The 22,046-nt window shown below is 38.6% G+C and carries 21 protein-coding genes and 1 other RNA gene; 13 read left to right on the top strand and 9 right to left on the bottom strand.

Annotated features, from left to right (window positions below; translation table 11 throughout):
- The first annotated feature begins 99 nt into the window (after positions 1-99).
- The gene (locus C0W29_RS05095) at positions 100-996 is read left to right on the top strand and encodes a DMT family transporter (RefSeq protein WP_045041723.1); all 897 of its coding nucleotides are present in this window, start codon (positions 100-102) and stop codon (positions 994-996) included.
- A 120-nt stretch (positions 997-1,116) separates the two neighbouring features.
- On the top strand, positions 1,117-3,081 hold the full coding sequence (gene uvrB, locus C0W29_RS05090; protein WP_045044296.1) for an excinuclease ABC subunit UvrB: 1,965 nt from the start codon (positions 1,117-1,119) through the stop codon (positions 3,079-3,081).
- Positions 3,082-3,167: 86 nt separating this feature from the next.
- Here uvrB and nfsA read toward each other — a convergent pair whose 3' ends face one another.
- Positions 3,168-3,890 carry an oxygen-insensitive NADPH nitroreductase gene (gene nfsA / locus C0W29_RS05085; RefSeq protein WP_045044295.1) on the bottom strand — a complete coding sequence of 241 codons (723 nt, stop codon included), beginning with the start codon at positions 3,888-3,890 and terminating at the stop codon, positions 3,168-3,170.
- Between the two features lie 427 nt (positions 3,891-4,317).
- On the opposite strand from nfsA, the gene C0W29_RS05080 reads away from it, so the two are divergent.
- Both C0W29_RS05080 and C0W29_RS05075 read left to right on the top strand, forming a co-directional pair.
- Positions 4,318-5,799: a SulP family inorganic anion transporter gene (locus C0W29_RS05080; RefSeq protein ID WP_107174084.1), complete on the top strand. Its 1,482-nt coding sequence runs from the start codon at positions 4,318-4,320 to the stop codon at positions 5,797-5,799.
- A 115-nt stretch (positions 5,800-5,914) separates the two neighbouring features.
- Entirely contained in the window at positions 5,915-6,301 is a 387-nt protein-coding gene (locus C0W29_RS05075; RefSeq protein ID WP_045044294.1) for a VOC family protein, read from the top strand.
- A 226-nt stretch (positions 6,302-6,527) separates the two neighbouring features.
- On the opposite strand, the gene C0W29_RS21735 is transcribed toward C0W29_RS05075, so the two are convergent.
- The 4 genes from C0W29_RS21735 to C0W29_RS05060 form a co-directional block, all read right to left on the bottom strand.
- A complete protein-coding gene (locus C0W29_RS21735; protein WP_166418985.1) occupies positions 6,528-6,677 on the bottom strand; it encodes a hypothetical protein in 150 nt (49 codons plus the stop codon).
- Positions 6,678-7,490: 813 nt separating this feature from the next.
- The gene (locus C0W29_RS05070) at positions 7,491-7,682 is read right to left on the bottom strand and encodes a hypothetical protein (RefSeq protein ID WP_045041726.1); all 192 of its coding nucleotides are present in this window, start codon (positions 7,680-7,682) and stop codon (positions 7,491-7,493) included.
- A 249-nt stretch (positions 7,683-7,931) separates the two neighbouring features.
- Positions 7,932-8,028: signal recognition particle sRNA small type (gene ffs / locus C0W29_RS05065), an RNA gene on the bottom strand.
- Positions 8,029-8,192: 164 nt separating this feature from the next.
- Positions 8,193-8,930: a VP0952 family biofilm-associated protein gene (locus C0W29_RS05060; RefSeq protein WP_045044292.1), complete on the bottom strand. Its 738-nt coding sequence runs from the start codon at positions 8,928-8,930 to the stop codon at positions 8,193-8,195.
- Positions 8,931-9,018: 88 nt separating this feature from the next.
- Between C0W29_RS05060 and C0W29_RS05055 the strand changes: the two genes are divergently transcribed.
- Both C0W29_RS05055 and tesB read left to right on the top strand, forming a co-directional pair.
- Positions 9,019-9,327: an MGMT family protein gene (locus C0W29_RS05055; RefSeq protein WP_045044291.1), complete on the top strand. Its 309-nt coding sequence runs from the start codon at positions 9,019-9,021 to the stop codon at positions 9,325-9,327.
- Positions 9,328-9,391: 64 nt separating this feature from the next.
- A complete protein-coding gene (gene tesB / locus C0W29_RS05050) occupies positions 9,392-10,249 on the top strand; it encodes an acyl-CoA thioesterase II (protein ID WP_045044290.1) in 858 nt (285 codons plus the stop codon).
- Between the two features lie 76 nt (positions 10,250-10,325).
- Here tesB and C0W29_RS05045 read toward each other — a convergent pair whose 3' ends face one another.
- Positions 10,326-10,787 (bottom strand): Lrp/AsnC family transcriptional regulator, encoded by a 462-nt coding sequence (locus C0W29_RS05045; protein WP_045041730.1) that lies wholly within the window; start codon positions 10,785-10,787, stop codon positions 10,326-10,328.
- A 392-nt stretch (positions 10,788-11,179) separates the two neighbouring features.
- Between C0W29_RS05045 and C0W29_RS05040 the strand changes: the two genes are divergently transcribed.
- The 5 genes from C0W29_RS05040 to cydX all read left to right on the top strand — a co-directional run bounded on the left by C0W29_RS05040 (position 11,180) and on the right by cydX (position 16,574).
- On the top strand, positions 11,180-12,271 hold the full coding sequence (locus tag C0W29_RS05040) for a PLP-dependent cysteine synthase family protein (RefSeq protein WP_045044289.1): 1,092 nt from the start codon (positions 11,180-11,182) through the stop codon (positions 12,269-12,271).
- Between the two features lie 307 nt (positions 12,272-12,578).
- The gene (gene queC / locus C0W29_RS05035) at positions 12,579-13,277 is read left to right on the top strand and encodes a 7-cyano-7-deazaguanine synthase QueC (protein ID WP_045041732.1); all 699 of its coding nucleotides are present in this window, start codon (positions 12,579-12,581) and stop codon (positions 13,275-13,277) included.
- Positions 13,278-13,717: 440 nt separating this feature from the next.
- The gene (locus tag C0W29_RS05030; protein ID WP_045041733.1) at positions 13,718-15,304 is read left to right on the top strand and encodes a cytochrome ubiquinol oxidase subunit I; all 1,587 of its coding nucleotides are present in this window, start codon (positions 13,718-13,720) and stop codon (positions 15,302-15,304) included.
- 14 nt (positions 15,305-15,318) lie between these two features.
- On the top strand, positions 15,319-16,455 hold the full coding sequence (gene cydB / locus C0W29_RS05025) for a cytochrome d ubiquinol oxidase subunit II (protein WP_045041734.1): 1,137 nt from the start codon (positions 15,319-15,321) through the stop codon (positions 16,453-16,455).
- Positions 16,456-16,472: 17 nt separating this feature from the next.
- On the top strand, positions 16,473-16,574 hold the full coding sequence (gene cydX / locus C0W29_RS05020) for a cytochrome bd-I oxidase subunit CydX (protein WP_036795599.1): 102 nt from the start codon (positions 16,473-16,475) through the stop codon (positions 16,572-16,574).
- A 57-nt stretch (positions 16,575-16,631) separates the two neighbouring features.
- Here cydX and prmB read toward each other — a convergent pair whose 3' ends face one another.
- Positions 16,632-17,564 (bottom strand): 50S ribosomal protein L3 N(5)-glutamine methyltransferase, encoded by a 933-nt coding sequence (gene prmB, locus C0W29_RS05015; protein ID WP_036795601.1) that lies wholly within the window; start codon positions 17,562-17,564, stop codon positions 16,632-16,634.
- A 53-nt stretch (positions 17,565-17,617) separates the two neighbouring features.
- Here prmB and smrB point away from each other — a divergent pair, with 53 nt between their 5' ends.
- Positions 17,618-18,148 carry an endonuclease SmrB gene (smrB, locus tag C0W29_RS05010; RefSeq protein WP_036795602.1) on the top strand — a complete coding sequence of 177 codons (531 nt, stop codon included), beginning with the start codon at positions 17,618-17,620 and terminating at the stop codon, positions 18,146-18,148.
- Here the strand turns inward: smrB and C0W29_RS05005 are convergent.
- Positions 18,145-18,504, bottom strand: coding sequence for a hypothetical protein (locus C0W29_RS05005; protein WP_045041735.1), 360 nt, complete (start codon positions 18,502-18,504; stop codon positions 18,145-18,147). The two genes, smrB and C0W29_RS05005, sit on opposite strands and share 4 nt — an antisense overlap.
- Positions 18,505-18,516: 12 nt before the next feature.
- Positions 18,517-18,990, bottom strand: coding sequence for a phosphohistidine phosphatase SixA (sixA, locus tag C0W29_RS05000; protein ID WP_045041736.1), 474 nt, complete (start codon positions 18,988-18,990; stop codon positions 18,517-18,519).
- A gap of 276 nt (positions 18,991-19,266) precedes the next feature.
- Between sixA and C0W29_RS04995 the strand changes: the two genes are divergently transcribed.
- The gene (locus C0W29_RS04995; protein ID WP_045044288.1) at positions 19,267-22,032 is read left to right on the top strand and encodes an insulinase family protein; all 2,766 of its coding nucleotides are present in this window, start codon (positions 19,267-19,269) and stop codon (positions 22,030-22,032) included.
- Positions 22,033-22,046: the final 14 nt, after the last annotated feature.

Raw genomic sequence — 22,046 nt, 5'->3', positions numbered from 1 at the left:
TTTGCTTAAAATCATGGTAGATTAAAAATAGACACTTTATTCTAATGAGGATTTATCCAATTTTTAGTGATTACCAATTAACAAAACGATAAAAATACCATGCAGACAAAAAACCATAATATGCTCGGTGCGATGTTAATTATCGTCGCAACCTTGTCATTAACTCTTAAAGACAGTGCTGATAAATATCTGATACAACACGGCTATCATCCAATTCAAATGGTGTTTTTTAGGTTTGCGATCCCTTTTTTATGCATGCTTATTTTCATGCCTAAGCAAACCAAAACCGCCATTTTTGCCACTAATGGTAAATTAATCTTACGGGCTGGTTTATTTTTAGTTTGTGCTATTACCTCAGTGATCGCTTTAAAATATATACCACTTGAAATGTATATTATCATTGTTCAAATGGGCAGTATTGCCTATATGCTAGGTGGTACATTATTTTTTAAAGAAACGCTGACACCAATAAAAATCATTGCAACATTATTAGGTTTCGCTGGTGTGGTAATTGTAATTAATCCAACTAATATTAGTGGCTTACAATGGATATATTTATTGCCATTACTGATTGCGATAGCTAATTCCGGTTATAATCTTATTACTAAAACCATTGATTCAAAAATCTCGCTACTGTCTGTATTAATTAACTCGTTCTTTATTCTAGGCTCAATTTCAAGCTTGTTACTCTTAGTCCAACCCCAGATGTGGAAAACCCCAACCCTGGAAGCATTACCCTACTTTATCACTATCCCTATCGTCACGATTGTGTCGCAACTGTGTTTAATTAAAGCCATGAATATCGCGGAAGCATCCCATGTCGCGCCATTCTTTTACTTTCAAATTGTATTTTCTTGCATCTTTGGATATTGGTTGTTTGATGAATTACCCACCTATCACACCCTTGGCGGCGGGTTATTTATTGTGATCGCAGGTTTACTTATTACCTACTCCAATTATCGACCAATAACAAAAGCCAGCCACAAAGAATGCTAACATTAGTGAATCTAACGTCTTTTAATCAATATGGTCGATTTTTGAGTTCGAGATCCCGTTCAAATAAGCGTATGTTGGGAGTATATACTTACAACAAATATTTAAAATAGGCGACTTACTATGCCCCATAATGTGTTTATTCTACATTCCAATTACCCGCCATCAGGCGATCAACCAGAAGCGTTAGCTAAACTTATTGATGGTGTTGAACAAGGGGTAACTCATCAGACGCTAAAAGGAGTAACAGGTTCGGGAAAAACCTTTACCATGGCGAATATGATCCACCGCTTACAACGTCCAACTTTAATTCTGGCACATAACAAAACCCTCGCCGCACAGCTTTATAGCGAAATGAAACGCTTCTTTCCTGAAAATGCAGTCGAATACTTTGTTTCTTATTATGATTACTACCAACCTGAAGTTTATATTCCTGGTAGTGATCGCTTTATTCGTAAAGACTCAGCAATTAATGAGCAACTTGAGCGATTACGGTTATCCACCACCAAATCATTAATAGAACGCAAAGATGTAATTGTGGTCGCTTCTGTTTCTGCTATTTATGGCTTAGGCGATCCCGACCAATATCGTGCCGTTCAGATTCCGCTTTTTATCGGCGCAAAAATAACCCGTGAAGATTTTATCCAACGATTAACAGCGCTCCAATATAATCGTTGTGAGCGCACTATTGAGCGCGCAACTTTTCGTGTTCATGGTGATGTGTTCGATATTTACCCTGCGGATTCTGAATCAAAAGCTGTGCGAGCGGTATTATTTGATGATGAAGTTGAAACCCTACAATGGTTAGATCCATTAACAGGTAACGTTTTGGGTGATATTGAACACTACTTTGTTTCCCCAAAAACTTTATATGCTGCCTCAAAAGAAAAACTCACCAAGGCGTGCGTTAAGATTCAGCAAGACTTAGCGCTACGCGTTGCTGAACTTAATCAGGATAATCGTATTATTGAAGCGGCACGATTATATGAACGCACCATGCATGATATCGAAATGATGCAACAACTGGGTTACTGTTCAGGGCTGGAAAATTACGCCAGTTATATCAATGAGCGTGATGCCGCATTACCACCTATCACCTTATTAGATTATTTACCCAAAGACGGCTTATTGTTTATTGATGAATCTCACGTGATGGTGCCACAAATATCGGCAATGCAGCGAAGTGATCAAAGTCGCAAAGAAACCTTAATTGATTATGGTTTTCGATTGCCTTCGGCTAAAAATAATCGTCCACTGACATTTAAGGAGTTTGAGCAGTTAAAACCACAAACTATTTTTGTCTCAGCAACACCGGGGGAATATGAGCTAAACCAATCTAAAAACCATATTGTAGAACAAATTATTCGCCCAACAGGTTTACTTGATCCAATCGTTGAAGTGCGGCCACTCGCCACTCAAATTGATGACTTACTCGAGCAAATAGCACAACGAGTAATAAAAAATGAGCGAGTATTAGTCACCACACTAACCAAAAAAAGTGCGGAGTCTTTATACGAATTAATGCAGCAACAAGGCATTAAGGTCAGCTATATTCATGCAGAAGTGAAAACCCAACAACGGGTAGAGATCATCGACGCCTTACGCCAAGGTGAATTTGATGTGTTAATCGGCATTAACTTACTACGCGAAGGGTTGGATATTCCCGAAGCATCATTGGTTGCTATCCTTGATGCCGATCATGCTGGATTCTTACGTTCTACCCAAGCTTTAATTCAAATCATTGGTCGTGCAGCCCGTAATGCCAATGGTAAGGCGATTTTATATGCCGATAAAATAACTCCAGCGATGAAAAACGCGATCGATGAATCACAGCAACGTCGTGAACGCCAACAGATCTATAATCAAGCTCATCATATTACGCCAACATCATCGCAGCGTAGTGCTATAACAACCACGGATGACGGTATACACTCTGCTGAATTTTGTGAAAATATTGCTGATTTGTGCCAGCAGATCACCACCACTGAAAAAGGATTATTAACCGCTTGTGATAATAACGATGACGCTAAAATACAACAAATAAGAGCCCAGCTTGATAAGCTATATCGTCAGTTTATTTATATGTAATCATCATCGACACAGGGTGGCGATTATAAAAAATCAGCCACCCTGTTCTATTGATCGTCACCGACTTCATGCATGATAAACGAGGCTTATTTTTCCATTAGCCCTTTACTATGAAAATACTCCGCGATAAATGGTCGAGACTCTTTAGACAACGTTTTCGTCACCGCACTCGACCAATCTTGCTGTTTATTATGGCTTGAACGCTGCTGATAATATTCCACTGTTTGTTGATCATATTCAGCTAACAATGGCTGACTTAAAGGCTGATATTCATTCTCATGTAAAATCAGCGCCATCGGTAAACGTGGTTTTGATTGTGGATCTTGCGCTGGTACACCCAAACACATTCCAAATAATATCGCGCTATACGGCGGTAGCTTGAGTAATGCGTCAACCTCATGCGGATTATTACGCAACCCACCAATATAAACCCCACCTAACCCCATTGATTCAGCGGCTAATAAACAGTTCTGCGCCATAATGCCACTATCAATCGCACCAATTAAAGCTAACTCAGTATATTCAGGTTTAATCTCAGAACTAATAGAATAATGACGTTGATAATCAATGCAAAATACCAAAAACTCTGCAGCTTGAGCGACATAGGGTTGATCGCCTGCAAGGTGTGCTAATGCTGCTCGTTTTTCAGGATCAGTAATACGAATAATCGATGTGGCTTGGATCATACTAGAACTAGATGCCGCAATACCTGCCGCAATAATCGTATTTAATTGCTCGTCAGAAATAGTATCGTCAGTAAATTTACGGATCGAGCGATGACCAAACATAGCTTGAATAGTTGTATTCATTTATAGAGATCCATCAAAGTAGATGTAAGCCAATAGCTAAAAGCAACAAATACTCGCTTAGCTAATGACTAAAAATAATTCTTATACAACAACAAAAATAATGACAACATACCAAATAAGCAAGCTAAAAAATAAATACAATCATTTCGTTTAGACTACTAACTATTTTGTTATCTATTTATTTATATGTTAGCATCATCAACGTCTAAAACTCACAGTATGATTTTATACTCATACTCCCAAATAAAAGTAGTTAAAACTTGAAGATTACGCCGCCTTAACCTCTCTAATGAGCGCCTGCTCATTATTCCAAACATGCAGCTCTCTTGCTGTCACTCTGCTATGCCTATCATAGCTAAAACTTCCCATATCTAAATGTTTACGGACTTTTTCCGTGACTTTTACACGTCTAAAATATAGAGAATAAATGCTAAATTACATAAAAAACAACTGGTTATATAATATAAAAAAAGACCTTCTGGCAGGAATAGTAGTAGCATTAGCGCTCATACCAGAAGCTATCGCCTTTTCTATTATCGCAGGAGTCGATCCTAAAGTTGGTTTATATGCTTCTTTTTCTATGACCGTTATCATTGCTATTGTTGGAGCGAGATCTGGCATGGTTTCAGCAGCAACAGGGGCAATGGCCTTACTTATGGTCACCTTAGTAAAAGAACATGGCCTACAATATTTAATGGCTGTCACTATCCTTACTGGTGTAATACAAATTATCGCTGGGTATTTAAAACTCGGTAATTTAATGCGTTTTGTCTCCAAGCCTGTTATTACTGGATTTGTTAACGCTTTAGCAATACTGATCTTTATGGCTCAACTTCCAGAATTAACTGATGCAACTTGGTCTGTTTATCTATTAACAGCCAGTGGCTTAGCCATTGTGTACCTCTTCCCACTTATACCGATTATTGGCAAACTGATCCCTTCACCTTTAGTGTGTATTATCAGTTTAACTATCGTAGCGGCATTACTTGGATTAGATGTGCGAACCGTTGGTGACATGGGTCAATTACCCGATATGCTACCGATCTTTTTATTACCCAATGTTCCTCTTACGTTTCAGACCTTACAAATAATATTGCCTTATTCTTTAGCACTCGCTGCTGTAGGTTTACTTGAATCGATGATGACTGCCACTATTATTGATGACTTAACTTCAACAACAAGTAATAAGAATCAAGAATGTAAAGGACAGGGGATCGCCAATATTGGTACTGGTTTATTAGGGGGTATGGCTGGCTGTGCGATGATCGGACAATCAATGATTAATATTAAATCAGGAGGAAGAAGCCGTTTATCGACCTTATTTTCGGGTATTGCCTTATTAATAATGATTTTATTTTTAAGTGATATTCTAAAACTCATCCCTATGGCCGCTTTAGTTGCAGTGATGATAATGGTATCAATTAGTACCTTTTCATGGGACTCCATTAAAAACATCAAACATCACCCACTCTCAAGTAACATCGTTATGTTAGCAACGGTTGCTGTGGTTGTAATAACACATAATTTGGCTCTTGGTGTTTTCATTGGCGTATTACTATCAGCATTATTCTTTGCGCATCAAGTTAGCCAATGCGTTGTCGTAAAATCAACCCTTGTAAATGAGCAAATTTACACGGTTCGTGGCCAACTATTTTTTGCATCTGCTGATCAATTTTCTTCATTATTTGATCTTAATAATGTTGCTGAGTGTGTCAAAATTGATTTAACACTGGCGCATTTTTGGGATCTCACCGCAATAACAGCGTTAGATAAAGTTATTATTAAATTAAGATCACAAGGCGCAACCACTGAACTTATTGGCATGAATGAAGCAACTGCCAATATGATTAATAAATTCGCTGTCCATGACGATCCAAACCTCAATCAAAAACTGTTAGCTAGCCACTAATAATCGCGTTTAAAACATTCGCTTTTAGGGTGAGCTTATTCTAATAATATAAATAGACTGCCAACTTATTTTAGGTTGGCTTTCTTATTGCAATATTAATAGCTGGAGTAACTCAATGAATATTAGTCATCTTGATCATTTAGTATTAACGGTTACTAACATCGATATTAGTGCTCAATTTTATCAATCCGTGCTTGGAATGCAATTAGTTACCTTTGGTGATAACCGAATAGCATTAACCTTTGGCAATCAAAAATTTAATCTCCACCAACATGGCGAAGAATTTGAGCCTAAAGCAAATACGGTGCAAGTTGGAAGTGCTGATTTATGTTTTATCACTGATACCAGTTTGGATGAGGTCAGGCAACATCTTGAACAACAAGGGGTAAAGATTATTGAAGGTCCAGTTGGACGCACTGGCGCAATAGGAAAAATCACGTCGCTCTATTTTCGTGATCCCGACGGTAATTTAATTGAGGTCTCAACTTATTTGACGGTGTAATGTAAATGAAAAGAGTACAAACTAACTTACGAAATTAAAGCGTAAGACCAATCTGGCAATGTAAGCAACAGTTTATACTTAACATTTCATTATAATTAAATGACGCACAAAAAAACTAGAGAGCCCCTAAAGCAACTTAGTTGGCTCAAGTGCACGCTGCTAGTGAGTTCACTCTTCGGCACTTATTCCTGACTATAGAGCATGTAACAATAGGATAATGTTAATTTTATTCATCATACTCCCATTCCTTATCCCATGCTTGCTGCGCTTTAATATTCTCTATGCGTTCGCGAATACTGACAGTACGTTGATTCACTGTTAATGGCTTTTTTTTCTTAGGTTTAGTGTTAGATTCTTTCGCTGTAAGTTTTGTCATGGTTTACCTTATTAATTTTAAATATGGTTTATGCTGACAGATAACTAACTCGTTGAAATTAAATATAAATACAATAAAACAACTAGATATCAGACAACGTACGTTTACAGTAAGATATGATTCATATTGGAGAGAAAATCATTGAGGCTTATATATTAATATTCAATAACTTATATCTAAATGTATCTTGTACCGCCGTATAAATTAGACCAACAGTAATAAATAATATTTACAGATTAGATCTACTTCATTTCAGACATAAAAAGATTTCACGCTATTGTAACATATTTTTATAAAACTTACCGTGAAATATTTAAAATAAAGAAAACATTTAGTAAATATGTCGACATTATCTTCAATCACTTGATTATCTTCCAATAAAATTACAATTCGTCATTGAATAATTCCATCATAATTTTTTTGTAAAAGAATAAAAATAAGTTTTTTGTTTTCATAAATGTCATTGATTTTTTAGGTGGTAAGCGCATATTAGAGAGAAGCAATATTAAATCAATATCGCTATTTAATCTGTCGTTGGCCAGTATGACCAATCTCAAAAAAAAAGAGGTTCGTGTTATGAGTAAGTCGCTAGATACTAAGAAAGGTAATAAAAAACCATCTTTAACGACAAAAGAGAAAAAGGCTAAGAAATTAGCAAAAATCACTAAAAAAATCGCAGCAAATAGTTAACGAATAACGTTAGACTATGTTAGCAAAGCTTCTAATAAATTTAGTCTATTAGAAGCTTTGATAAAATCGTTATTGGATTATTTCTTACTTAACATTTACCGTCACTGCGACATAAATATCTGCTTACGAACTTGCAACTTTCCTGCGCGCCAATATTTTCTCAAACAATCCTAATTGCTTTTCTGATAATTGCCCATGATTAATAAGCGTTTGATTAAGGTTACTTAAATAATCACGTTCCCAATGAGTGAAGCATTCAGAATGTAATAACAAGACAGTATTCACTTTATTCATTAACTCAGTATTCTGTGCCATATATCAGTCCTTTATATCTTACTTATTAACGTTTGATTATTTAAATACATTACCTAACCACACTAGTAATACTTTAATACGCATAAGATATATTATTAAAATCATGATGTTAATAATAACGAAACTATTATTGATAAATATAAAGTAAACACGATAAAACAGTAATATTAAACTACACTGTAGAGAGTAAATTAAGAGATAGCAATTTGATAGGAAATAAGGTTTTCTAAACGCTAGATGGGTGGAAGCCCCCACCAGCCACATCCCGGCACACACGACGCCTGCTGCGGTTGCTCCCTTCCGGGCCTGGCCGAGTTCACAGGTTAGTGTTGCGGGAGGACCAATGGGGGCCTCCATAGATTCTTTGTCTCTTTCGAGAACGAGGAAGATTATCTATTAACCACGCCAACAATGCAAGCCGTTATCCTGCCCTTTCGTTTGACTGCTGATTATTTATGCAAATACAAACAAAATAGTAATAAAGTCAACCTATTGCTCACTAATTAGTAGTTATTCATCTTCCTCTTCTGGATCATCAAGTAACGACTCTCCCAATAATCCACCACCGAGCACTAATAACCATGAGACTAAAATCGGGTTAGCAACACTGAACTGTGGCAATACCACTAAAGTCGTAAATCCAATCGCAGGTAACACACAAGCTAAACGGGGGATCCAATCTCGATGTTTCATTTTAACGAGGCTTTGTAGGGCAGCAATTAAGCCCGTAACACATAAACCAACCAGTGCTGCTGATTCCATGCCGCCAATCCATAACGGAAACACGGCAAACAATGGCCACCATGTATTGCCAGCAATTGGACGCCAACAACGAGCGGCATACCAGATCACGCCAATAGCCACAATTTGGATCAAGGTCGCACTAATACTACCTTCAAGCTTACCCTCGCCTTGTAATGCCATCAGACCAACGTTCATTGATAACACTATCGAAACCATCAAGGCTCCAAGCTGCCAACACCCTTTTGCCGATGTACAAATCATCAGAATCGGTAACATCATGAATAAACTGATTGATAGCGCGAGAGGTTGATCAGGTAGCATGGCACCGTAAGCGCCTAAACCACATAGCAGTAGCCAACCTGCGACACCACTTTGTGGTAATAACCACAGTGCAGGAATAGCAAGTACTAATATAGGTAGCTCTCCCGCAGTAGGACCGAGAGCACTTACACCTAATACCGTTAAGATTAAGGTAACGGTAACCAATGAAGCAGCATACAACATGGCAACACCTCCTTGCGTTATCCTGTTGTTTAAAAATATAGAGCCGTTATTATTTACTAAGCATATTATTTAACGGCTACTTATAAATATGGACGACTTTTCCAATCAAATCTATAGCCAAGTCTACCAAATTCCATTTGGACAGGTTTCTACCTATGGCGACATTGCTAAATTTGCAGGTTATCCCGGTTACGCACGCCATGTCGGACGCTTAATGGCAACCTTGCCTGAAGGTTCAACAATACCTTGGCATCGGGTAATTAATAGTCAAGGACGTATATCGTTAAAAGGAGATGCTCTATTAAGACAAGTCACCGCATTACGGGCAGAAAAGGTCGATGTCTCTGACTCTGGACGGGTATCACTACGCTATTATCGTTGGCAAGGGCACTCGTAGGCATATTGGCACAAACCTCAAATAAGCTTACCATTCCTCTAGTTTTTATTTTTCAGGATATACCATGAGCAAACAATTAGATGAACTACTCACTCTGCTGCAATTAGAGCAAATTGAACGTGAACTCTTTCGAGGCCAAAGTGAAAATTTAGGTTTGCCACAGGTATATGGCGGCCAAGTTATTGGTCAATCGTTATCTGCGGCACAGCAAACGGTAGATTCGGATCGTCATCTGCACTCTTTCCATAGCTACTTTCTTTTACCAGGTAACCCTGAAAAACCGATTGTTTATGATGTAGAAACCCTACGCGATGGTAGAAGTTTTAGCACTCGTCGCGTAAAAGCAATTCAAAATGGCCGCCCTATTTTTTACTTAACAGCTTCTTATCAAGCAGATGAACAAGGATTTGAACATCAATCCACGATGCCAAACGTGGCCGGTCCTGAAGGCTTAGCTTCTGAAAGTGAATTAGTTGAATCGGTTGCACAATATTTACCACCCAAGATTGTTGAAACCTTTGGTCACAAACGCCCGATTGAAGTACGCCCTGTAACGGTCATTAATCCCCTAAAACCAACCATTGAAGATCCAAAGCAATATTTGTGGATCAAAACTAACGGCGCAATGCCGAATGAATTAAGTATTCACCAATATATGTTGGCTTATGCTTCTGATTGGGGATTTTTAACCACCTCATTGCATCCACACGGAGTAACATTATTTAGTCCTAATATGCAGGTTGCGACTATTGATCATTCAATGTGGTTCCATCGTCCGTTTAAGGTTGATGAGTGGTTACTGTATGTGATTGATAGCCCATCAGCCAGTGGTTCGCGCGGAATTGTTCGTGGTGAAATCTATAATCAGCAAGGTCACTTAGTCGCATCAGCCGTTCAGGAAGGATTAATTCGCCAACGCTAATTCATACCCGATAAGCTACCAAAAAATAACCCCGAGCCACGACTATAATGACTCGGGGTTATTTTTTATCTATAACTTAAACAGGTAGTGCTGTGGTGTATTTTAGTGGTTCCATTGCAAAAGTAGAGGTCACATTGGTTAGGTCAGAAACAGAAGCCACTAGTTTTTTATAAAGATTATCAAAAGCTTGCATATCAGCCACTTGAACTTTCATCATATAGTCATATTCTCCTGCCATACGATAAAACTCCATCACTTCTGGAAACTCAGTGACAGTCGATACAAAATTATTAAACCAATCTTGTGAATGATTACTGGTTTTTATTTGCACGAAAGCAGTAAATGCTATTCCTAACTTCACCGGATCAAGTAACGCCACTCGTTGACGTAAAATACCATCTTCTTCAAGCCGCTTTAGTCGTTTCCAACATGGGGTGGTTGTTAAATTTACGGCTTCTGCAAGCTCAGCCAGCGGCATGGTCGCATCATCTTGCAACAAACGTAATAACGTTCTATCAACACTATCTAAAACTGCCATTAATTCCACCAATTACGATAAAAGGGTAAATACTTACTAAAAAATACCCCTTATTCAACTAAGAGGCAAAAAAAATCACTCATAATGACGCTCACTGCCGCTTTATTTAAGTAAATTAACAATAAACAAGCTTCACTTTCAGTAATAAAATGGTAACATTTGCGAATACAAAACAAAAACAATTAAAATCAAGTTCTATATTTTGCATATAAATTAGCATTCGATTTCAATAAAAAACACAAAAGTAGCAATATTTTCTATATATCCCGCAATAACAAGCAAACAAAGCAAAGATTTTCCCAACAGGATTGTTTACTATATACCCAAGTTGCTTCAATGGAGTTGATTAAGTAAACGCTCGATGGATTCGAATAAAGCAAAGAGGTAATACTATGAATATGACTGTAAATACCGTACCAGAACAAAACGCTTGGATCAGTAAAGCAATAAAGGCTATTGAAGCAGACTATCAACGTTCTGCCGATACGCACCTTATTAAACTAGATATTCCTAGCCTTGAAGGTATCGATCTTTATCTAAAAGATGAAAGTACTCACCCAACGGGAAGTCTTAAACATCGTTTAGCTCGCTCATTATTTTTATATGCCTTGTGTAATGGCTGGATTAACCAAGATACTACCGTTATTGAGTCATCATCAGGTAGTACTGCGGTCTCAGAAGCCTACTTTGCACGTTTACTTGGACTACCATTTATTGCTGTCGTACCACGTAAGACAGCGCGTAAAAAAATTGAGCAAATTGAATTCTACGGCGGTAAAGCTCACTTTGTTGATTCATCTGCTGCTATTTATGATGAGTCACGTCGTTTAGCTAAAGAGTTAAATGGTCATTACATGGATCAATTTACCTATGCTGAGCGTGCTACTGACTGGCGTGGTAATAACAACATCGCTAATAGCATTTTCAATCAAATGAAATTTGAGCGCTTTCCAATCCCGACATGGATTGTAATGAGCCCTGGTACAGGCGGTACATCAGCCACTATTGGTCGTTATATTCGTTACCAAATGCATCCAACTCAATTATGTGTCGTTGATCCTGAAAACTCGGTGTTCTATGACTACTTTATGGAACGAGATGCCAACATTACCTTAGACAGTGGTAGCCGTATTGAAGGTATTGGCCGACCACGAGTAGAGCCAAGCTTTATTCCTAATGTAATTAGTGAAATGCGTAAAATTCCTGATGCAGCGAGTGTCGCAACTATACACTGGCTAGAAAAAATTATTGGTCGTAAAGCAGGCGCATCAACGGGTACTAACCTATATGGCGTATTGCAATTAGCGGCAGAAATGAAACAACGTGGTGAAACCGGATCTATTGTGACTTTATTATGTGACAGTGGTGAGCGTTATTTAGAAACTTATTATAACGACGAATGGATCACAGCGAATATTGGTGACACCAGTGCTTATCTTGCCCAATTACAGCATCTACAACAAACAGGTAAATGGCAAGCATAACGAAAAGAACAACCCCTTGGGCTGGTTAGCCAAAGCGCCAGCCCCCCTATTTTGTGTCTTTTAAGCAAATATAAGTACAAGCTAATCGCTCTCTGCACTTCGGTCAATTAGCTTTACATGGATAATATATATTGCTTATTTTTATACCGCACACTTTGTGCGGTTTTTTTTATCTGCGCTATTTGTGATAGCTACTTTTCTATCGCCTCCAGCTGAGTTAGCATACCCCCGACATTCTAAAAGTATTATTATTAGGGTGTTGTTGTACCGACTGTTTATCGGTAATCACTCATAAAGGATATTCATCATGACAAAAGCCGTAGTTGTTTTCAGTGGCGGTCAAGACTCAACCACTTGTCTTATTCAAGCATTAGCGCACTACGATGAAGTGCACTGTATTACATTTGATTATGGTCAACGTCATAAACTAGAAATTGAAATTGCCGAGCATATTGCCAAAGATCTTGGTGTTGCTGCGCACAAAGTAATGGATGTTAGCTTACTGGGTGAACTTGCAATTAGCTCATTAACTCGCGATAGCATTCCTGTTTCTCATGAGTTACAGGCAAATGGTTTACCTAATTCATTTGTACCGGGTCGTAACATTTTATTTTTAACTTTAGCCGGTATTTACGCATATCAAATAGGGGCAGAAACAGTAATCACAGGTGTTTGTGAGACTGATTTTTCTGGTTATCCTGATTGTCGCGACGAGTTTGTTCGCTCACTAAATCATTCATTAGTGCTGGGGATGGATCGTCAATTTACTATCGCTACACCATTAATGTGGCTAAATAAAGCTGAAACATGGGCACTTGCTGATCAATATGGCAAATTAGATTATGTCCGTGAGCAAACACTAACTTGTTATAATGGTGTCGTCGGTGATGGTTGTGGTGATTGTCCATCGTGTGATTTACGTCGTGCTGGTTTAGAAGATTACTTACAGCATCAGCCAACAGTGATGGCAGCATTAAAAGAAAAACAAGCTCAGCATAAAGCGTAAAATATAATCGATTATTAGCTCACTCCATATTTTTATATGGGGTGAGTATTAAATATGAGTCTTCTAGCCGCTTATTTTAATAACATTTCAGTATTTCTTAACCCCTTATAAATAAAAATCAAATAGTAAAAAACACCTACCGTAATATATATTATCGCTAATTTACATTTATCACTCTAATTGATAACACAACCAACCACTAACGATACAATATATTACACAAACGATAAAACACGATTTTTAGATTGCAAAATACACGACTTAATAAAATTAAATAGTGAAAAATTGTTGTTTATAATACGTTTCCATTTAATAACGGCTGTTATATTTATAACAATTATTGTTCACAAACAATGATCAAGCATAAATCTAACACCTCGTAATATAATATTAATTTTTAAAGTTTTATAAATTAATATTATAAATAAGGCTTTATTATTATGTTACACGATGTCGTTGATTTATCGCGATTTCAATTTGCATTCACTGCAATGTACCACTTTATATTCGTACCATTAACGCTAGGGATGACATTCTTATTAGCAATAATGGAGTCAATTTATGTCATAACCGGTAAACAAGTTTATAAGGATATGACTAAATTTTGGGGTAAACTTTTTGCCATCAACTTTGCACTTGGTGTGGCGACCGGTTTAACCTTTGAATTTCAGTTTGGTACTAACTGGGCTTATTATTCTCATTATGTGGGTGATATTTTTGGGGTGCCATTAGCGATTGAAGCTTTAATGGCGTTCTTCTTAGAATCAACCATGATCGGGATGTTCTTTTTTGGTTGGGATCGCCTCTCAAAACGTCAACACCTTGGCGTAACATGGTTAGTTGCTCTCGGTTCGAACTTATCAGCATTATTGATCCTTGTGGCCAATGGCTGGATGCAAAATCCAGTTGGTGCACATTTTGACTACGAAACCATGCGGATGGAAATGATAAGCTTCTCAGAGGTTATCTTTAATCCTGTGGCTCAAGTTAAATTCGTTCATACCGTAGCATCAGGTTATGTTTGTGGTTCAATGTTCGTTCTTGGTGTAAGTGCATTCTATATGCTCAAAGGACGTGATCTTGCCTTTGCTCGTCGCTCATTTACTATTGCAGCCTCTTTTGGATTGATGGCAATTATTGCTGTAATGATATTAGGTGACGAATCAGGTTATGAATTAGGTGACGTTCAAAAAACCAAGCTAGCCGCAATTGAAGCGGAATGGCATACTGAGCCTGCTCCTGCTGCATTTACTGCCTTCGGTTTCCCTAACCAAGATAAGATGGAGACAGAATACGCGATTAAGATCCCATACTTAATGGGTATTATCGCGACGCGCTCACTTGATACTCAAGTAACTGGTATTCGTGATCTGAAAAAACAACATGAAGTACGTATTCGTAACGGTATGGTTGCTTACGGATTACTAACAAAATTACGTTCAGGTGATAAAAACGCCGCTGATATCGCAGCCTTTAATGAAGTAAAAGGCGACTTAGGTTATGGCCTATTATTGAAGCCTTATACTAAAAATGTTGTTGATGCGACACCACAGCAAATTCAGCAAGCTGTTAATGACTCGATACCACGTGTATGGCCGCTATTCTTTAGCTTCCGTATCATGGTTGGTGCTGGTTTCTTAATGTTTATGATTGTTGCTGCTGCATTTATTCAATCATGTCGTCATAAAATCCCTACTAATAAATGGATTCTTAAAGCTGCGCTTTATGGCATACCTTTACCTTGGATTGCGATTGAAGCCGGTTGGTTTGTAGCTGAATATGGCCGTCAACCATGGGCTATTGGTGAAATTCTGCCAGTAAATATGGCCGCATCTCATTTAGCACCTTCACAACTATGGTTTTCACTATCGTTAATCATCGTGCTTTATTCTTTGTTCTTTATTGCTGAAGCCTATTTGATGACTAAATTCGCACGTTTAGGTCCAAGTAGCTTAAAAACAGGTCGTTATCATTTTGAACAACAAGATAACGATAAAGATGCGCTAACACATCAAGTTGATGCATAGGGAGAAACAGAATAATGTTTGATTATGAAAGCTTGCGGGTCATCTGGTGGATCTTAATTGGTGTGTTGTGTATCGGTTTTGCTATCACTGATGGTTTTGATATGGGCGTAGGTATGCTGTCACCATTTATTGGTAAGACAGATAACGAACGTCGAGTAATGATTAACGCAATTGCACCGCATTGGGATGGTAACCAAGTTTGGTTAATTACTGCCGGTGGTGCATTATTTGCGGCATGGCCATTAGTATACGCAACGGTATTCTCTGGTTTTTATGTCGCATTGATCTTGGCATTAGCGGCACTTTGGTTACGTCCGTTAGGTTTTGATTACCGTTCTAAATTACCTGATACAAAATGGCGTAACTTGTGGGATAAAGCGATCTTTGTCGGTAGCTTTGTGCCGCCGCTTATTTTTGGTATCGCTTTCGGTAACCTAATGCAAGGTGTGCCATTTGAGCTAAACGAGTTTATGATCCCGACATATAAAGGGTCATTCTTTGAGTTACTCAATCCGTTTGCATTACTTTGCGGTGGTGTCAGTTTACTTATGATTCTCACTCAGGGTGCCACATTCCTTCAAATGAAAACAACTGATGCGATTCATGCTCGTGCACGTAATGTTGCGGCTATTTCTGCAATATTAATGGCGATTATATTTATTATTGCAGGCTTTGTTTCTAAAGGAATTAATGGTTATGTGATCACATCGCAAGTATTACCAAATGCAGCGTCAGATCCATTAACAAAAGAAGTAGCTCGTCAGATGGGGGCATTGTTTATTAACTACCGCAATTACCCTATCTTATGGATTGCGCCGATACTTGCAGTAGTAATGCCATTACTGACAGCACTATGTTCTCGTGCAGAGCGTGCTGGGTTTGCATTCCTGTTCTCAAGCCTAGCGATTGTCGGTGTGGTGTTAACGTTTGGTTTTGCAACGTTTCCATTCTTCGTGCCATCAAGCTTACAACCAAACGCAAGCTTAACAATTTGGGATTCAAGTTCATCTAAATACACATTGCATCTTATTACAATTGTGGCATTTGTTATGGTGCCAGTGATCTTGGCGTACACCTCATGGTGTTACTACAAAATGTTTGGTCGTCTTGATACTAAATATATCGAAGACAATAAGACGTCACTGTACTAATAAGGAGTAAATAAACGATGTGGTATTTAGCTTGGATTTTAGGTATTTTGCTCGCATGTTCATTTGCTATAATTAATGCCTTATGGCTTGAACAAGACGATGATGAGTTATTAAAATAATTCAGACGTAAAAAATAAAAAAATCAGCCATAACGATTATGGCTGATTTTTTATTAATTAATCACGGTAAAGTGCAAAATCTTCAGCGCAATCAACTAGCTGCTCACGGGTTAACATGAACACACCATGACCACCATTAGCAAACTCTAGCCACATAAATGGAATGTGCGGGTATTGTTCTTCCATGTGAATCATTGAGTTACCAACTTCACAGATCAAAATGCCGTTATCTTTAAGGTAATCTGGCGCATTAGCAAGAATACGACGAACTAGCTTTAGACCATCGCTGCCAGCAGCTAAACCAAGCTCAGGCTCATGACGGAACTCTTCTGGTAAGCTGTCCATGTCTTCTTGGTCAACATACGGTGGATTAGTCACGATAAGATCGTATTTATCTTTTGGTATATCACGTAAAAGATCAGAACGAAGCGGAATCACTTGCTGCTCAAGGCCATGATCCGTTATATTCTGCTCAGCAACTGCGAGTGCATCTGTCGAAATATCAACGATATCCACTTCTGCTTCAGGGAACATGTGTGCACAAGCAATACCGATGCAACCACTTCCAGTACACAGATCCATGATCCGCGTTGGTTCTTGTTGTAAAAAGGGTTCAAAACGGTTTTCAATGAGCTCACCAATCGGTGAACGTGGCACAAGTACACGCTCATCAACGAAGAACTCCATACCGCAAAAGTAGGCAACATTCGTTAAGTATGAAACGGGTGTACGATCATGAATTCGACGAATAACACGTTCAACAATACGATGACGCTCACTGCTTGTTAAACGAGAATTACGCACTTCCGGTGGAACATCCAACGGTAAGTAAACTGTCGGTAATACCAGTTGCACAGCTTCATCCCATGCATTGTCTGTACCATGACCGTAAAATAGGCCAGCAGCATTAAAACGGCTTACCGTCCAACGTAGCATGTCCTGCAATGTGTGAAGTTCGCTGACAGCTTCGTCGACAAAAATCTTATCCAAAATAGCCTCCGATAAACGCTACAATACCACTATATAATTGTTGGAATTTCATTATGAGTAAAAAAAATTCACAGCTTGAAGATGATTTTGATCTCTTCAAGGCAGAGGTAAAAGGCGTAAAAAAGTTCACGCATGATACCATAATCACGCCTCGTCAACAGAACTCAAAAGCGGATAAAGCAAAAGTGATGGGTAAAGAGACCCAAAATCATGAGTTTTATTTCTCAGATGAGTTTGAGCCGCATCTTAGTGATACAGGCCCAACTCAATACGCGCGAACTGGGGTATCTAAATATGAAGTGAAAAAACTACGTCGTGGCGTATATGTGCCAGATATTTACCTTGATATGCATGGAATGACTCAACTAGAAGCAAAACGTGAGTTAGCTGCGATGATTGCAGCCTGCATTAAAGAACATGTGTCATGTGCATGCGTGATGCATGGTATTGGTAAACATATATTAAAACAAAAAGCGCCAATGTGGTTGGCACAGCACCCTGATGTCATGGCATTTCACCAAGCACCATTAGAATTTGGTGGCGCGGGTGCATTACTGGTATTAATTGATATACCTGAGCGCTAATACCTTGGTTTTACCATATGGCCAACTTTAACGACTTTACCACGGTTAAATAACGTCACTTCTCCTGTCTCGCAGACTTTTAGACGTTTTTTAACTGCGGTTTCAACGTAAAAATATTCACAATTATCATTACGCGCGCTATCAATACGGGCAAAAATAACTAATGCAGGTGCGCCGACCTCATTGGAATAGTTAGCAAACGTCAAGCTACTGCCAGTTTGAGAAACATGCATCCCTTCGGTATGTCCGTCTGACCACTTCACCATACCGTTAGCAGAAATACGAACAGGCTCACCAACACTGCATCCGGCAGTAAACAATAGGTTTATGATTGCCACTATTCCAAGCTTAGTCATGGTTATTATCCATTATTTATGCGGTTGATGTTGCCACAACAATTTACTAGATCCTGACAGTGGATCATACTCAACGGCAGCAATAGCAGATGTTAAAAACATGGGTGGTTGTAAACCAGCCACCAGCTCTGCAGTTAAATACCCAACTAACGGCAAATGCGAAATCAGCAATAGTGATTGCGGCTGCTCAGTTTCAATGGTTGCTTTTATATATTCAGCAACAGTTTCAGCATCACCATAAGGGGTAATATCCTCAACACTGCCAACTTGTGCTGCAGTTGGTAACGAATCAACCATTGCTTGCCACGTTTGTTGGGCACGTAAATAAGGACTGACCCAAACTTGATCTAATTCGCCATTCAAATGTGATGCCAATAATGTTGCCATTTGCTGTGATTGAGCGATGCCGCGCGCGGTTAATGGACGCTCAGCATCACTAGAAGCAAAATTTTCGGCTTCGCCGTGACGCATAATATAAATTTGCATAGATATTCCGATAACCTCAGTTAAACAATCACTATTCCCACTCATATCTTAGAGCTGGTCGATCATTATTACACGCTTTTATTATTGGTATAACCATAGAGTTTTAATTCTGTGGCTAAGCCTACTATTTAAAGGCTGAATTGATTAACTAATGACTAATTCATCAACTTGTTAACAAAAATGAGACTTATAATTCATCTAATCGCATCTTCAATTTGCCAGCCTTAATATTGAACGTCATACTTACCCTAATTCCCTCTAAAATAGGCCCTTCCTGTGCATACAAGTCCTAACGATCATAAGCAGTATCGCTATCTCACTTTAGCGAATGAACTTCGAGTACTGCTCGTTCATGATGCTGAAGCGCCTCGTTCTGCTGCTGCATTGTCTGTTGAGATAGGTCACTTTGATGATCCGATGGATCGTCAAGGCATGGCACATTTCCTTGAGCATATGTTATTTCTTGGCACTGAGAAATACCCCCGTGTTGGTGAATTTCAAACCTTCATCAATCGTAATGGCGGCAGTAATAATGCGTGGACCGGCACTGAAAACACCACGTTTTTCTTTGAAATCAGTCCCCATACTTTTGAAGAGGGATTAGATCGCTTTGGGCAATTTTTCACTGCACCGTTATTTAATGAAGATGCTGTTGACAAAGAACGCCAAGCCGTTGATTCTGAATATAAATTAAAAATAAAAGACGATGTGCGTCGTTTATATCAAGTTCAAAAAGAAACGATTAATCAAGCGCATCCTTTTGCCAAGTTTTCAGTGGGCGATCTCACCACTCTTGACGATCGCAATGGTCAATCGGTACGGGATGATTTATTAGCTTTCTATCATCAGCATTATTCTGCCGATGTAATGGGATTAGTACTATTAGGTCCACAATCACTGGATGAATTAGAGCACTACACCCAAGATTTCTTTAGCAAAATCCCTAACGCTACCACTAAGAAAGTAGCAATCGACGTGCCATTTGTTACTGAAAACGAGTGTCAGAAGTTCATTCAAATTGAACCTATCAAAGAATTGCGTAAGTTAACGTTATCGTTTGCAATGCCATCCGTCGATGCTCACTATCAAATTAAGCCTTTATCATATATTGCCCATTTACTCGGTAATGAAGGTACGGGCAGTTTAATGGCGATTTTAAAAAAGCGCGGATTAATCAATACTCTAACAGCTGGTGGTGGGGTTAGTGGTAACAATTTCCGCGAATTTACTATTGGCTTAAATTTAACCCCTAAAGGTCAGCAACATACTGATGAGATAGTGCAATGTGTATTTACCTTCATTGCCCTAATCAAGCAACAAGGGTTAAATGCTTGGCGTTATCAAGAAAAGAAATCAGTACTCGAAATGGCGTTTCGTTATCAAGAAAAAAGTCGCCCACTTGATACCGTCAGTTATTTGGTTATGAACCTACTGCATTACAACGCAGAAGATATCATCTACGGCGATTATATGATGGAAGGTTATGATCAAAATTTACTTGAGCAATTATTAGCTTACCTAACCGTAAGTAATATGCGACTAACGCTAGTAGCACAAGGAGGTCATTACGACCGCTTAGCGGCTTGGTATGATACACCTTACTCAGTAACACCATTTACGCCGCAGCAAATTGAAAGCTGGACCAATATTAGCCTTGATGCTGAGCTATTATTGCCTGAACCTAATATTTATTTGTGTGAGGAATTTGAGCCATTACCACTTGAGGCGGGTTCAGAACTACCACCGCAATTAATTCAAGATCTCCCTGGGTTTCGATTATGGCATAAACAAGAACATGACTTTCGAGTACCAAAAGGCATTGTCTATGTCGCAATTGATAGTCCACATGCCGTCAGTTCAACGGCCAATATTGTTAAAACTCGCTTGTGTGTCGAATTACTACTAGAAGCAATCAATGAATCAGCTTACCCTGCTGAAATCGCGGGAATGTCTTACAATTTATATGCTCACCAAGGTGGCGTAACACTTCAGCTTTCAGGCTTTAGTGAAAAACAACCACAGTTGATGCAACTGATTTTAGATCGCTTTAAGAAACGTAACTTCACCCAACAACGATTTAATAATATTAAAGCTCAAATGTTACGTAATTGGCGTAATGCCGCTGAAGATAAACCTATCTCGCAGTTATTTAATCAATTAACGGGCTTATTACAACCCAATAACCCACCTTATCCACACTTAATTGAAGCGCTCGAAACCATCACTATTGATGAACTACCACCGTTCGTTGATGCTATGTTTGCTGAATTGCACATTGATACTTTTGTATATGGTAATTGGGTAAAAAAAGATGCGTTAGCTCTCGCTGAAACGCTAAAAGATGCATTTAGAGTTACAGACCAATTATATGGAGAATCACAACGTCCGTTAGTACATTTGGAAAATAGTGGCACCTTAACCTATGAGTTAGATTGTCATCATGAAGACTCAGCCATTTTAATGTATTACCAATCACGTAAAACGACACCTGAAAAAATTGCGATTTACACCCTCGCAAATCATTTGATGTCGACTACGTTTTTCCATGAGTTACGTACTAAGCAACAACTTGGTTATATGGTAGGTACAGGTAATTTACCGTTGAATCGCCATCCTGGATTGATCTTATATATTCAATCCCCAGTAGCTGAACCAAGTTATTTATCAGATGCTATTGACGACTTTACTAATGCGTTTGCCTTAGTGTTATTAGAGCTAAGCGAAGCGCAATGGCAAGCCAGTAAAAAAGGCTTAATTGCACAAATCTCTGAACCTGATACCAACCTTCGCTCACGTGCACAGCGATTCTGGGTAAGTATTGGTAATAAAGATGAAAGCTTTAATCAGCGTCAATTAGTGGTCGAGAAATTAAAAAACCTGAGTCGTGCCGATATGATTAAATTTATAGTGGCAACCGTTAAGCCCCGTACTGCCAATCGCCTAGTAATGTATTACACAGGTAAAACACATCAAGATTCAGAGCCATTAACTCTAGGTAAAGCTATTGAATCTATAGCTGATTTTCAGAAAAACGCTTACTAAATAAAAAACCCTAT

It is taken from the genome of Photobacterium kishitanii, from assembly GCF_003026355.1.
In the GTDB taxonomy this organism is placed as follows: Bacteria; Pseudomonadota; Gammaproteobacteria; order Enterobacterales; family Vibrionaceae; genus Photobacterium; species Photobacterium kishitanii.
This window is presented reverse-complemented; position numbering and strand designations above follow the sequence as displayed.

What these genes read in the sequence shown, in the direction of transcription:
- C0W29_RS05095 (WP_045041723.1), top strand. Translation starts at nt 100, where the DNA reads ATGCAGACAAAAAACCATAATATGCTCGGTGCGATGTTAATTATCGTC.
- uvrB (WP_045044296.1), top strand. Translation starts at nt 1,117, where the DNA reads ATGCCCCATAATGTGTTTATTCTACATTCCAATTACCCGCCATCAGGC.
- nfsA (WP_045044295.1), bottom strand. Translation starts at nt 3,890, where the DNA reads ATGAATACAACTATTCAAGCTATGTTTGGTCATCGCTCGATCCGTAAA.
- C0W29_RS05080 (WP_107174084.1), top strand. Translation starts at nt 4,318, where the DNA reads ATGCTAAATTACATAAAAAACAACTGGTTATATAATATAAAAAAAGAC.
- C0W29_RS05075 (WP_045044294.1), top strand. Translation starts at nt 5,915, where the DNA reads ATGAATATTAGTCATCTTGATCATTTAGTATTAACGGTTACTAACATC.
- C0W29_RS21735 (WP_166418985.1), bottom strand. Translation starts at nt 6,677, where the DNA reads ATGACAAAACTTACAGCGAAAGAATCTAACACTAAACCTAAGAAAAAA.
- C0W29_RS05070 (WP_045041726.1), bottom strand. Translation starts at nt 7,682, where the DNA reads ATGGCACAGAATACTGAGTTAATGAATAAAGTGAATACTGTCTTGTTA.
- C0W29_RS05060 (WP_045044292.1), bottom strand. Translation starts at nt 8,930, where the DNA reads ATGTTGTATGCTGCTTCATTGGTTACCGTTACCTTAATCTTAACGGTA.
- C0W29_RS05055 (WP_045044291.1), top strand. Translation starts at nt 9,019, where the DNA reads ATGGACGACTTTTCCAATCAAATCTATAGCCAAGTCTACCAAATTCCA.
- tesB (WP_045044290.1), top strand. Translation starts at nt 9,392, where the DNA reads ATGAGCAAACAATTAGATGAACTACTCACTCTGCTGCAATTAGAGCAA.
- C0W29_RS05045 (WP_045041730.1), bottom strand. Translation starts at nt 10,787, where the DNA reads ATGGCAGTTTTAGATAGTGTTGATAGAACGTTATTACGTTTGTTGCAA.
- C0W29_RS05040 (WP_045044289.1), top strand. Translation starts at nt 11,180, where the DNA reads ATGAATATGACTGTAAATACCGTACCAGAACAAAACGCTTGGATCAGT.
- queC (WP_045041732.1), top strand. Translation starts at nt 12,579, where the DNA reads ATGACAAAAGCCGTAGTTGTTTTCAGTGGCGGTCAAGACTCAACCACT.
- C0W29_RS05030 (WP_045041733.1), top strand. Translation starts at nt 13,718, where the DNA reads ATGTTACACGATGTCGTTGATTTATCGCGATTTCAATTTGCATTCACT.
- cydB (WP_045041734.1), top strand. Translation starts at nt 15,319, where the DNA reads ATGTTTGATTATGAAAGCTTGCGGGTCATCTGGTGGATCTTAATTGGT.
- cydX (WP_036795599.1), top strand. Translation starts at nt 16,473, where the DNA reads ATGTGGTATTTAGCTTGGATTTTAGGTATTTTGCTCGCATGTTCATTT.
- smrB (WP_036795602.1), top strand. Translation starts at nt 17,618, where the DNA reads ATGAGTAAAAAAAATTCACAGCTTGAAGATGATTTTGATCTCTTCAAG.
- C0W29_RS05005 (WP_045041735.1), bottom strand. Translation starts at nt 18,504, where the DNA reads ATGACTAAGCTTGGAATAGTGGCAATCATAAACCTATTGTTTACTGCC.
- sixA (WP_045041736.1), bottom strand. Translation starts at nt 18,990, where the DNA reads ATGCAAATTTATATTATGCGTCACGGCGAAGCCGAAAATTTTGCTTCT.